At 63.1% G+C, this 12537-nt stretch carries 11 protein-coding genes; 8 read left to right on the top strand and 3 right to left on the bottom strand.

Annotation, left to right across the window (positions count from 1 at the left end):
- Nucleotides 1-53: 53 nt before the first annotated feature.
- The gene (gene lpdA, locus NHAM_RS02795) at nt 54-1457 is read left to right on the top strand and encodes a dihydrolipoyl dehydrogenase (RefSeq protein WP_041357632.1); all 1404 of its coding nucleotides are present in this window, start codon (nt 54-56) and stop codon (nt 1455-1457) included.
- Nucleotides 1458-1473: 16 nt separating this feature from the next.
- On the opposite strand, the gene NHAM_RS02790 is transcribed toward lpdA, so the two are convergent.
- Nucleotides 1474-2442, bottom strand: coding sequence for a tyrosine recombinase XerC (locus NHAM_RS02790; protein ID WP_041358649.1), 969 nt, complete (start codon nt 2440-2442; stop codon nt 1474-1476).
- 103 nt (nt 2443-2545) lie between these two features.
- On the opposite strand from NHAM_RS02790, the gene NHAM_RS02785 reads away from it, so the two are divergent.
- Nucleotides 2546-4762: a primosomal protein N' gene (locus tag NHAM_RS02785; protein ID WP_011509129.1), complete on the top strand. Its 2217-nt coding sequence runs from the start codon at nt 2546-2548 to the stop codon at nt 4760-4762.
- 100 nt (nt 4763-4862) lie between these two features.
- Here the strand turns inward: NHAM_RS02785 and NHAM_RS02780 are convergent, their stop codons facing one another.
- A complete protein-coding gene (locus NHAM_RS02780) occupies nt 4863-5372 on the bottom strand; it encodes a septal ring lytic transglycosylase RlpA family protein (RefSeq protein ID WP_011509128.1) in 510 nt (169 codons plus the stop codon).
- 644 nt (nt 5373-6016) lie between these two features.
- Between NHAM_RS02780 and NHAM_RS02775 the strand changes: the two genes are divergently transcribed.
- From NHAM_RS02775 to NHAM_RS02750, 6 genes are all read left to right on the top strand, one after another.
- Entirely contained in the window at nt 6017-6577 is a 561-nt protein-coding gene (locus NHAM_RS02775; protein ID WP_011509127.1) for a F0F1 ATP synthase subunit delta, read from the top strand.
- Entirely contained in the window at nt 6577-8109 is a 1533-nt protein-coding gene (gene atpA / locus NHAM_RS02770) for a F0F1 ATP synthase subunit alpha (protein WP_011509126.1), read from the top strand. The genes NHAM_RS02775 and atpA overlap by 1 nt, the downstream gene beginning before the upstream one ends.
- Nucleotides 8110-8261: 152 nt before the next feature.
- Nucleotides 8262-9140: a F0F1 ATP synthase subunit gamma gene (locus NHAM_RS02765; RefSeq protein WP_011509125.1), complete on the top strand. Its 879-nt coding sequence runs from the start codon at nt 8262-8264 to the stop codon at nt 9138-9140.
- A 14-nt stretch (nt 9141-9154) separates the two neighbouring features.
- On the top strand, nt 9155-9559 hold the full coding sequence (locus NHAM_RS02760) for an organic hydroperoxide resistance protein (RefSeq protein ID WP_011509124.1): 405 nt from the start codon (nt 9155-9157) through the stop codon (nt 9557-9559).
- Between the two features lie 83 nt (nt 9560-9642).
- Nucleotides 9643-11073 (top strand): F0F1 ATP synthase subunit beta, encoded by a 1431-nt coding sequence (gene atpD / locus NHAM_RS02755; protein WP_011509123.1) that lies wholly within the window; start codon nt 9643-9645, stop codon nt 11071-11073.
- A 219-nt stretch (nt 11074-11292) separates the two neighbouring features.
- Complete coding sequence (locus NHAM_RS02750) at nt 11293-11700, top strand: F0F1 ATP synthase subunit epsilon (protein WP_011509122.1); 408 nt, start codon at nt 11293-11295, stop codon at nt 11698-11700.
- Between the two features lie 296 nt (nt 11701-11996).
- Here the strand turns inward: NHAM_RS02750 and NHAM_RS02740 are convergent, their stop codons facing one another.
- Complete coding sequence (locus tag NHAM_RS02740; protein WP_041357628.1) at nt 11997-12500, bottom strand: RNA pyrophosphohydrolase; 504 nt, start codon at nt 12498-12500, stop codon at nt 11997-11999.
- Between the last annotated feature and the right edge of the window lie 37 nt (nt 12501-12537).

The raw sequence follows: 12537 nt of genomic DNA, 5'->3' as shown, positions 1-12537 counted from the left end.
TCTTGGTCAATAACATGGCCAAACTACCAGACGACAACACGAGATTTGAGACCATGGCGACTTACGACCTCATCGTTATCGGCACCGGCCCCGGAGGTTACGTCTGCGCCATTCGCGCGGCGCAGTTCGGCATGAAGGTCGCGGTGGTCGAGAAAAACCCGACGCTGGGCGGCACCTGCCTCAATGTCGGCTGCATGCCTTCGAAGGCGCTGCTGCACGCCTCCGAAATGTTCGAGGAAGCCGGGCATTCGTTCGCAAAGATGGGCATCGGTGTCTCCGCGCCGAGGCTGGACCTCGCGGCGATGATGAATTTCAAGCAGCAGGGCATCGACGGCAACGTCAAGGGCGTCGAGTTTTTAATGAAAAAGAATAAGATCGACGTCATCAGCGGCACTGGCCGGATTCTTGGCGCAGGCAAGGTCGAAGTCACCGGTAACGATGGCAAGAAGCAAACCTTGGAAACGAAAAACATTGTTATCGCCACCGGCTCCGATGTCGCGAAGCTCAAGGACATCGAGATCGACGAGAAGCGCATCGTGTCCTCGACCGGAGCGCTATCGCTCGCCAAGGTGCCGGGCAAACTTTTGATCGTCGGCGCCGGCGTGATCGGCCTCGAACTCGGCTCGGTGTGGCACCGCCTCGGTGCGCAGGTCACGGTGGTGGAATTCCTCGATCGCATCCTGCCCGGCATGGATGGCGAAGTGGCGAAGCAATTCCAGCGTATGCTTGAAAAGCAAGGCTTCGCATTCAAGCTCGGCGCCAAGGTCACAGGCGTCGATACATCAGGCAAGACGCTGACGGCAAAGGTCGAGCCCGCCGCGGGCGGCGCGGCCGAGACAATCGAGGCCGACGTGGTGCTGGTCGCGATCGGTCGCACCCCCTACACCGACGGTCTCGGCCTGAAGGAGGCGGGTGTTGCGCTCGACGATCGCGGCCGCGTCGAGATCGACGCGCATTTCGCGACCAACGTGAAGGGCGTCTATGCCATCGGCGACGTGGTCGCGGGACCAATGCTCGCCCACAAGGCCGAAGACGAAGGCGTGGCCTGCGCGGAAATCCTGGCCGGCCAGGCAGGCCATGTGAACTACGATGTGATCCCCGGCGTGATCTACACCACGCCCGAGGTCTCCTCGGTCGGCAAGACCGAGGAGGAGTTGAAGCAGGCGGGCACGGCCTACACCGTCGGCAAGTTTCCGTTCACCGCCAACGGCCGCTCCAAGGTCAACCAGACCACCGACGGCTTTGTGAAGATTCTGGCGGATGCCAAGACCGACCGCGTGCTCGGCGTTCACATCATCGGCCGCGAGGCCGGCGAAATGATCCACGAAGCCTGCGTGCTGATGGAATTCGGCGGCTCGGCGGAAGACCTCGCCCGCACCTGCCACGCTCACCCGACGCGATCGGAAGCCATCAAGGAAGCCGCCCTCGCCGTCGGAAAACGCGCCATCCACATGTGATGCTGCGGGTCCGCCATCAGGCGCGCGGATGCGCAGTCTTATAGACTTCTAACAGCCGCTCGCTGTCGATGCCGGTGTAGATCTGGGTGGTCGAGAGCGAGGCGTGGCCGAGCAGTTCCTGGATCGCGCGCAGGTCGCCGCCGCGGCTCAAGAGATGCGTCGCAAATGAATGGCGCAACGCGTGCGGCGTCGCACTGTCGGGCAGGCCGAGCGCGCCGCGCATCCGCGCCATGGTAAGCTGGATGATACGCGGGCTGAGCGGTCCACCCCGCGCGCCGACGAAGATCGGCCCCTCCGGCGGCAGTGAATGCGGACACACCGCCACATACTCATGGACCAGCGCCAGCACATTCTGCAGCACCGGCACCATCCGCGTCTTGTTGCCCTTACCGGTGACGACCAGAACGTCGCCCGCGCCGGGCTGCGGCACGTCGCGCCGCTTCAGCCCGAGCGCTTCGGAAATGCGCAGGCCCGACCCGTACAAGAGCGCCATCACCGCCGCATCGCGCGCCCAGATCCATGGCTCGCGATCCTCGCCGGCCCGCTCGGATGCATCGGCGAACCGCTTCGCCGCGCTCATCTGGATCGGTTTCGGCAGGCTCTTGCCGACCTTCGGCGCGCGGATCGCGCTAAGTGCGCCGACCTTGCCGAGCCCTTCCCGTTCCAGAAATCGCGCGAACGAGCGCAGGCCCGCCAGCGCCCGCATCAACGACCGGCCACCGATATCATCGGCGCGGCGCGCGGCCATGAAGGCCCTGACATCGCTCGCCTCAAGCGCGGCGAAGCGTTTCAGCGTCACCAACTCGCCCCAGTGCTGGCTGAGAAACATCAGGCACTGCCGGGCGTCCCGCGCATAGGCCTCGCACGTCTTGGGCGACAGCCGGCGCTCGGCGCGCAGATGCGACAGCCATCGTACCATTTGCTGCCCCAGATCCGGGGCCGCGCAGGCGAGATCGGGAAGCGGCTGCGGGGCGGGCTTGACCATGTTTCGTACCGTCATGACGATTCCGGCGATTATATCGCGCCGCTTTCGTTTATCGTTTGCTAACTTTACGACGGCGACTCCCACTCGAGCCCGAATTCTCCGGATGGATCATTTTTCGCGCAACGGCACGTCTTCAACACCGTCATCGACGACACGCGTCGTAGATGTGCTGGTTCCCGTTGCGATCGATCAGGCCTATTCCTATCGCGTGCCGCGCGGCATGGAGGTTGCGCCCGGCGACCTCGTGACAGTACCGCTCGGACCCCGCGAGGTGATCGCCGTGGTCTGGGCCGAGAACCCGGCGCCCGATCCGCGCCTGCACAACCGCTTGAAAGACATCGGCGAAAAGCTCGACCTGCCGCCGCTTAAGGATGAACTGCGTACGCTGGTCGACTGGGTCGCCAACTACACGCTGTCGGCGCGCGGCATGGTGATGCGCATGAGCCTGCGAATGGGCGAGCAACTCGGACCGGAGCGGGTGCGGCCGGGTGTGCGGCTGACCGGCGCGCCGCCGCAGCGCATGACCCCGGCGCGACAGCGGCTGATCGCGGTGTTGTCCGATGGTCTGCTGCACGGAAAATCCGATGCGGCGAAAGAAGCCGGCGTCAGTGCCGGCGTGGTCGACGGCCTCGTCGACGAGAGGACGTTGACGGTCGAGCCGATGCCGCGTCCACCGCCGCCACCGCCGCCCGATCCGGATTTCGCCGTGCCGGATTTTTCCCGATCACAGCGGACCGCCGTGGACGCCATGCGCGCGCTGGCGTCGAACGGCACGTTCCACGTCGCGTTGCTCGACGGCGTCACCGGCTCGGGCAAGACCGAGGTCTATTTTGAGGCGGTCGCAGAAACCATCCGCCGCGGCAAGCAGGCGCTGATCCTGATGCCGGAGATCGTGCTGACCGGGCAGTTCCGCGACCGCTTCGCCGCCCGCTTCGGCGAGCGGCCGCTGGAGTGGCATTCCGAACTGACGCCGCGCACCCGCGCGCGCAACTGGGCCGCGATCGCGGCAGGCGAGGGGCAGGTCGTGGTCGGCGCACGCTCGGCGCTGTTCCTTCCTTACGCCGATCTCGGACTGATCATTGTCGATGAGGAGCACGACCAGGCTTACAAACAGGACGAGGGCACACACTATCACGCCCGCGACATGGCCGTGGTGCGCGCGCATATCGCGAAAATCCCGATCGTGCTGGCGTCGGCGACCCCATCGGTGGAGAGCGAGGTCAATGCGCGCAAGGGACGCTACCAGCGCGTCGCGCTGACGTCCCGGTTCGGCGGTCAGCACATGCCGCAGATCGAGGTGATCGATCTGCGCCGCGAGGGACCGCCGCGCGGCCGCTTCATTTCTCCGCGTCTCGCCGGGGAAGTCCGCGCCGCTATCGAACGGCGGGAGCAGGCGCTGCTGTTTCTCAACCGTCGCGGCTACGCGCCGCTGACCTTGTGCCGGGCCTGCGGGCATCGCTTCGCCTGCACCATCTGCGATGCGTGGCTGGTCGATCACCGCTTCCGTCAGCGGCTGGTATGCCACCACTGCGGCTTCTCGATGCCGCGCCCGCATCAATGTCCGCATTGCGCGGCGGAAGAAACGCTGGTGGCGGTCGGCCCCGGCGTCGAGCGCTTGCAGGAAGAAGCTGCCGCGCTTTTTCCCGATGCCCGCACCCTCGTGCTGTCGAGCGATCTGGTGACCTCGATCGAAACCATGCGCTCGGAACTGAACGATATCGCGGAGGGCCGCGTCGATATCATCATCGGCACGCAACTGGTGGCCAAGGGCCATCACTTTCCGCGTCTCAACCTTGTCGGCGTCATCGACGCCGACCTCGGCCTTGGCAACGGCGATCCCCGCGCTGCGGAGCGGACCTTCCAACTGCTCAACCAGGTGATCGGCCGCACCGGCCGCGAGCAGGGCCACGGCGTCGGCTATCTGCAAACCCATCAGCCCGAACATCCGGTGATGAGGGCACTGGTCGCAAGCGACCGCGAGGCGTTCTACGCCAGCGAGATCGAGGCGCGGGAGCGCTCGGGCTATCCGCCGTTCGGCCGGCTGGCGAGCCTGATTATTTCCGCAGGCGACCGCCCGACCGCGGAGAGTTTTGCCCGCCGCTTGGCGGCGATCGCGCCGATCGACGAGCGCATTCAGGTGCTCGGGCCGGCCGAGGCACCGCTCGCTGTGATCAAGGGCCGCTATCGTTTCCGGTTGCTGGTGAAGTCGGCGCGCGGCGTCGATCTGTCCGGCTATTTGCGCGAATGGCTCGCTGCAGGACCGAAGACCAAAGGCAATCTCAAGCTGGAGATCGACGTCGATCCCCAGAGCTTTCTCTGAGGCTGCTCCGCCATTTCGGACGCCGCCGTGAGCGGGCGATCACGGGCCTTACCCGACCCTGGCGCCCGCTTCGCTGGAAAACGCCTTGACGCGGCGGCGCCTACATCACCTCGGCGACCACGCGGCCGACGCCGCGGCCGGTCAACCCGATCGCGCGGGCGGCACCTTTCGAAAGATCCAGCACGCGGCCGCGGATGAACGGGCCGCGATCATTGATGGTGACGACCACACTGCGGCTGCCATGGGTGACCCTCAGTTTGGTCCCGAACGGTAGACTGCGATGGGCGGCGGTCATGGCGTTCTGGTTGAAGCGCTGGCCGGACGCGGTGCGGCTGCCGGATTCACTGCCGTAATAGGAGGCCACGCCGGAGAACGAGCGGCCCGCACCGGCGGAACGCCCAACGGACGCGTTGGCGTTCAGCCAGGACGACCCCGCTGTGCCGTGGCTCGCGGCATGATGTGCCCGGTCGTGATGATGCCGATGATGGTTGCGCGAGCGGGCCGATGCCTCGGTCACGCTCCCCGCAATCAAAACGGTTGCGGCGATCACGGCGGCCACCGTACGCGGCCGGATTAAAAACCCCAACGTCGATTTTTGCGAGTGCAACATATTGAAAGACCCCTTAAAAGTATTGCCGCTCCTGCGACAAGTGAAACCCCTAACCATTGAGTCGCCGCAGCGTTAAACCTCCAACTAAGGCGTAAAATTGGCAGGAAACTGCTTCATGACTCGGCTGAAATATCTTTTGATCGGCACGGAACGGCCAACTAATGGCACAAATACTTATTTTAATAGGGAATGCACCACAATATATTTGTCTGTACTGTAAAAGAAAGCCATGTCACGGCATCGGTAATCATTCAGCAAGTATTACAGCGCGTTTCGACACCAGGCCGATCCGACGCCGAAGAGAAAACCGTTGCGGCACAGGACTAACTTGCGCTTCTTCAGACGCCTGTATGCCCGCCTGAATTACTGCGCGGCTGAAACGCGCCCTCGCGCGCTCCAATCGTTCGGCTGAATTTCCAGCCTGGTGAATTCCGGCCCTGCGACAAGGCATCGCCGCACGCTGTCGTCATGTTGCACCTGCGCGCGCGCTATGTTAGCAAAGCCGCGATTTTAACGCTGCCGACACGCTTTGTGTCGGTCGGAAATCGAAGTCCCTCTTGAATTCCAAGGACTTGGCCGCTTTGGCGCCGCTTGTTTGGCGACGGCTTTTCCCTTGCGAGTTTGACAGCTTGAAGAGCGCTCAGGTGGCTGCTGTAGATTCCTCGGTTTCTGGTGTGTCCGGCCGTTATGCGACGGCCCTGTTCGAACTGGCCCGCGAAGACAAATCGATCGACGCCGTCAAGGCCGACCTCGACAGGTTCGATGCCATGCTGGCGGACAGCCCTGAACTGGCCCGCCTGGTGCGCAGCCCGGTTTTCAGCGCCGATACGCAGGCCAAGGCGCTCGCCGCCGTGCTCGACAAGGCCGGGTTCGGCGGCACGACCGCGAAATTCCTGAAAGTCCTGACCGCCAACCGCCGGCTGTTTGCGGTCACTGAGGTGATCCGGGCATTCCGCGCGCTCGTCGCGAGGTTCAAGGGCGAGGTCACGGCGGAGGTCACCGTCGCCGAAACGCTCAATAAGAAGAATCTGGACGCGCTGACGACCGCGCTGAAATCAGTGACGGGCAAGGACATCACGCTCAACGTGAAGGTCGATCCGTCCATCATCGGCGGGCTTGTCGTCAAGCTCGGCAGCCGCATGGTGGACAGTTCGCTCCGCACCAAACTCAATTCGATCAAGCACGCGATGAAAGAGGCAGGCTGATGGACATCCGCGCCGCGGAAATTTCCGCGATCCTGAAGGACCAGATCAAGAATTTCGGCCAGGAGGCCGAGGTTTCCGAAGTCGGACAGGTGCTGTCCGTCGGCGACGGCATTGCCCGCGTCTATGGCCTCGACAACATCCAGGCCGGCGAGATGGTCGAATTCGAAAACGGGACGCGCGGCATGGCGCTGAACCTCGAAACCGACAACGTCGGTATCGTGATTTTCGGCGCCGACCGCGAGATCAAGGAAGGCCAGACCGTCAAGCGCACCCGCGCCATCGTCGATGCGCCGGTCGGCAAGGGCCTGCTCGGCCGCGTCGTCGATGCGCTCGGCAACCCGATCGACGGCAAGGGTCCGATCCAGGCGACTGAACGCAAGCGCGTCGACGTCAAGGCGCCCGGCATCATTCCGCGCAAGTCGGTCAACGAGCCGATGGCGACGGGCCTCAAGTCGATCGACGCCCTGATCCCGGTCGGCCGCGGCCAGCGCGAATTGATCATCGGCGACCGCCAGACCGGCAAGACCGCGATCGCGCTCGACACCATTCTCAATCAGAAGCCGCTGAACGTCGCCGGCGCGCCCGAGGGCCAGAAACTTTATTGCGTCTACGTCGCTATCGGACAGAAGCGCTCGACCGTTGCCCAGTTCGTCAAGGTGCTCGAGGAGCAGGGCGCGCTCGAATATTCCATCATCGTTGCCGCGACTGCGTCCGATCCGGCGCCGATGCAGTACATCGCGCCGTTCACCGGCTGCACCATGGGCGAGTATTTCCGCGACAACGGCATGCACGCCGTCATTATCTATGACGACCTGTCGAAACAGGCCGTCGCCTACCGCCAGATGTCGCTGCTGCTGCGCCGCCCGCCAGGCCGCGAAGCCTATCCCGGCGACGTGTTCTATCTTCATTCGCGCCTGCTGGAGCGCGCCGCCAAGCTTAATGACGATCACGGCAACGGGTCCCTGACGGCGCTGCCGGTCATCGAAACCCAGGCCAACGACGTGTCGGCCTACATTCCGACCAACGTTATTTCGATCACGGACGGCCAGATCTTCCTCGAGACCGACCTGTTCTTCCAGGGCATCCGTCCGGCGGTGAACGTCGGTCTGTCGGTGTCGCGCGTCGGCTCGTCGGCGCAGACCAAGGCGATGAAGAAGGTCGCCGGCAAGATCAAGGGCGAACTCGCGCAGTACCGCGAAATGGCGGCGTTCGCACAGTTCGGCTCCGATCTCGATGCCTCGACCCAGCGCCTGCTGAATCGCGGTTCGCGCCTGACCGAACTCCTGAAGCAGCCGCAGTTCTCGCCGCTCAAGATGGAAGAGCAGGTCTGCGTGATCTGGGCCGGCACCAACGGCTATCTCGATAAGCTCCCCCTCGGCAAGGTGCGCGCCTTCGAGGACGGCCTGCTGTCGCTGCTGCGCGGCAAGAACGTCGAGATTCTCAACACCATCCGTGAAAGCCGCGATCTCAGCGACGACACTGCGGCCAAGCTGAGAAGCGCGGTCGACGGTTACGCCAAGACGTTCGTTTGATCTTTCTTCACCTCTCCCGCTTGCGGGGGAGGTCGACCGGTGCAGCTGGTCGGGTGGGGGCGGCGATACAAATCGCGTCTGACCTCCTCCCTAACCCTCCCCCGCACGCGGGAGAGGGAAAAGGCCGAGCAAGAGGATAGACAGAGTTACCGATGGCCAGTCTTAAAGACATGCGCGTCCGCATCGCCTCGACCAAGGCGACGCAGAAGATCACCAAGGCCATGCAGATGGTCGCGGCGTCGAAATTGCGCCGTGCGCAGAGCGCCGCCGAAGCCGCGCGTCCCTACGCAGAGAAAATGGATCAGGTGATCTCGAACATCGCCAGCGCTGCCGCGGGTTCGCCCGGTGCGCCGGTATTGCTCGGCGGCACCGGCAAGGACCAGGTGCATTTGCTGCTGGTCTGCACCGGCGAGCGCGGCCTGTCCGGCGCCTTCAACTCCTCGATCGTGCGGCTCGCCCGCGAGCGCGCACTGGCGCTGATGAATCAGGGCAAGGACGTCAAGTTCTTCTGCGTCGGGCGCAAGGGATACGAACAGCTGCGCCGCACTTTCGAAAAGCAGATCGTCGAGAACGTCGAGCTGCGCTCCGTGCGCCAGCTCGGTTTCGTCAATGCCGAAGCCATCGCCAAGAAGGTCATCGCGCGGTTCAACGCCGGCGAATTCGATGTCTGCACGCTGTTCTATTCGCGCTTCAAGTCCGTCATCGCGCAGGTTCCAACCGCACAGCAGATCATCCCGCTTGAGGTGGAAGCGCCGGCCGCGAATGCCGGTCCTGCGCCGTTCTACGAATACGAGCCGGAGGAGGATGAAATCCTCACCCGGCTGCTTCCGCGCAACCTTGCGGTACAGATTTTCCGCGCCCTTCTGGAAAACAACGCGTCGTTCTACGGCGCGCAGATGAGCGCCATGGACAACGCAACGCGTAACGCGGGCGACATGATCCGCAAGCAGACGCTGGTTTACAACCGGACCCGCCAGGCGATGATCACGAAGGAGTTGATCGAGATCATCTCCGGCGCCGAGGCCATCTAACAGCAGGAGCGTTCATGGCTTACGTCACGAAGGCGACAACGAGCGGCGGCCGCAACGGCCGCGCCGTCCTCGACGGCGGTGGGCTGGCATTGGCGATGGCGCTTCCGAAGGATCTCGGCGGGGCCGGAGACGGCCACAATCCGGAGCAGTTGTTCGCGCTTGGCTGGTCCTCCTGCTTCGGACAGGCCATTCTCGTTCTCGCGAAAAAGCACGGCCTCGACGGGCAGGCCGCCAAGGTGACCTGCGAAGTCACGCTTAATATCAATGACGGCGCATTCTCGCTCGCTGCCGAATTGAAGGTCGCGCTGCCCGGTGCCGACAAGGCCAAGCTGCAAGCGCTGATCGAAGATGCTCACACCATCTGTCCTTATTCCAAGGCGACCAAGGGTAATGTACCCGTCAAATTGACCGCCGTCTAAAGCGCCTGATCCTGAAAAGTGGAAACCGGTTTTCGGATCAGATCACGCGCCAACTAAAAACGAGTTCTCAGGAGATATTTCTAATGGCATCCCCCGCCAATCAGACCGGACGCATCACGCAAGTCATCGGCGCCGTCGTCGACGTGCAGTTCGAAGGCCACCTGCCGGCCATTCTCAACGCCATCGAAACCAAGAACGGCGACAACCGCCTGGTCCTCGAGGTCGCCCAGCATCTCGGCGAATCCACGGTTCGCACCATCGCGATGGACACCACCGAGGGCCTGGTTCGCGGTCAGGAAGTGAAAGACACCGGCAACCCGATCCTCGTGCCGGTTGGTGTGGGCACGCTCGGCCGCATCATGAACGTGATCGGCGAGCCGGTCGACGAACAAGGCCCGGTCAAGGCCGAAGACATGCGTGCTATCCATCAGGAAGCGCCGCTCTATACCGACCAGTCGACGGAAGCCGAAATTCTCGTAACCGGCATCAAGGTCGTCGATCTGCTGGCGCCTTACGCCAAGGGCGGCAAGATCGGCCTGTTCGGCGGCGCCGGCGTCGGCAAGACCGTGCTGATTCAGGAACTGATCAACAACGTCGCCAAGGCGCATGGCGGTTACTCGGTATTCGCCGGCGTGGGCGAGCGGACCCGCGAGGGCAACGACCTCTATCACGAGTTCATCGAATCCGGCGTCAACAAGAAGGGTGGCGGCGAAGGCTCCAAATGTGCCCTCGTGTACGGCCAGATGAACGAGCCTCCGGGCGCGCGCGCCCGCGTCGCACTGTCGGGCCTCACCGTCGCCGAGCATTTCCGCGACCAGGGCCAGGACGTGCTGTTCTTCGTCGATAACATCTTCCGTTTCACCCAGGCTGGCTCTGAAGTGTCGGCGCTGCTCGGTCGTATTCCTTCGGCCGTGGGCTATCAGCCGACGCTGGCCACCGACATGGGAGCGCTGCAGGAGCGTATCACCACCACGACCAAGGGATCGATCACCTCGATTCAGGCGATTTACGTGCCGGCCGACGATTTGACCGACCCGGCGCCTGCGACCTCGTTCGCTCACTTGGACGCGACCACGACACTGAACCGCGCGATTTCGGAAAAGGGCATTTACCCGGCGGTGGACCCGCTCGACTCCACCTCGCGCATGCTGTCGCCGCTGATCGTCGGCGAGGAGCACTATCAGACCGCCCGCATGGTGCAGCAGGTGCTGCAGCGCTACAAATCGCTGCAGGACATCATCGCCATTCTCGGCATGGATGAACTGTCCGAAGAGGACAAGATCGCCGTGGCCCGCGCCCGTAAGATCGAGCGCTTCCTGTCGCAGCCGTTCTTCGTCGCCGAAATCTTCACCGGCGCGCCGGGCAAGTTCGTCGACCTCGCCGATACCATCAAGGGCTTCCGCGCGATCTGCGACGGCAAGTATGATCATCTTCCGGAAGCGGCGTTCTACATGGTCGGCACCATCGAGGAAGCCGTCGAGAAGGGCAAGAAGCTCGCGGCCGAAGCGGCTTAGAGCGTTTTCGAGCGAAGCATGTCCTCGGGCTTGCCCCGGGGATGGGTAGCGGTTCGCGTGAAGAAACGCGTCAAATCAAAATCATAGAGCCCGCTTCTGATTCTATCAGAAGCGGGCTCTAGTTCAGCGAAATAGCGAATAGGGAGTAGCGAGTAGGAAACAGTGAAGAATGAAGTGCGAGCTATTCGCTATTCGCTATTCGCTATTCGCTAATTGATCATGGCTACCTTCCACTTTGATCTCGTGTCGCCTGAAAAGCTCACCTTCTCCGGTGACGTCGATCAGGTCGACGTTCCCGGCGTCGAGGGCGACTTCGGCGTCCTTGCCGGCCATGCGCCGGTTGTCGCGGCGATCCGTCCGGGAATCCTGACCATCACCACTGGCGGCACGCCTCAGAAAATCATCGTGCTCGGCGGTCTCGCCGAAGTATCGGAGAAGGGCCTGACCGTCCTCGCCGACGTGGCGACTTCGATCCAGGAGCTGGATCGTGCGCAGTTCGCCGACACGATTGCGAGCATGGAGGCCAAGCTGGCGGAAAAGGAAGGCTCCGAACTCGACAAGGCGATCGAGCGGCTGGATCATTTCAAGAGCATTCAGAGCCAGCTCAATACTACGGCGCTGCACTGAGCCGCATAGCTGAGCATCATTTTCGGATGCAGCGCACTTCCGTCATTGCCGGGCTTGACCAGGCAATCCATTGATCTTCGAAAGAAGCTGGATGCGCGGGTCAGAGGCGAGCAGAAGCCACGCCGTTCCTCGAACGGCCAGAGCCTTTTCGCTTCTGATGGAATCAGAAGCGGGCTCTATGATTTTGATTTGACGCGTTTTCTTCACGCGAACCGGTATCCACTTCGCTCGAAAACGCTCTAAGCGCCCGCATGACACCGGAACACAGATCGATTCCATACCCGTCAAGAAGCGCTCTAACCGCCCGAGAGGCTCGCGAATTCCTTGACCACGCGCTCATAGACCGGGCGCTTGAAAGGCACGATTAACCGGGGCAGGTTCTGCATCGGCTCCCAGCGCCATCCGATGAATTCCGCCTTGTGACCGCCGCCCGGATTGACGACGTCGATCTCGTTGTCCTTGCCGGTGAAGCGCATCGCGTACCACTTCTGGCGCTGTCCGCGATAGCGGCCCTTCCAGGCCCGTCCGGCCACGGTGCGCGGAATATCATAGATCAGCCAGTCGGATACCTCGGCGAGCTTCTCGACCGAGCGAACGCTGGTCTCCTCATAGAGTTCGCGTTTCGCCGCGAGCCATGTGTCCTCGCCGGGATCGACGCCGCCTTGCGGCATCTGCCAGACATACTCGTCGTCGACGTGCTCGATGCCGCCGGCGCGGCGACCGATAAGGACGAGTCCCCTCTCGTTGATCAGCATCATGCCGACGCAAGTGCGGTAGGGTAGATCGTCGTAGCGCGCCATTGCGTCAATGCCTTTCGCGCCTCCCCGCTCTGACAAC

The sequence above is a fragment of the Nitrobacter hamburgensis X14 genome (genome assembly GCF_000013885.1).
Taxonomy (GTDB): Bacteria; Pseudomonadota; Alphaproteobacteria; order Rhizobiales; family Xanthobacteraceae; genus Nitrobacter; species Nitrobacter hamburgensis.
This window is presented reverse-complemented; position numbering and strand designations above follow the sequence as displayed.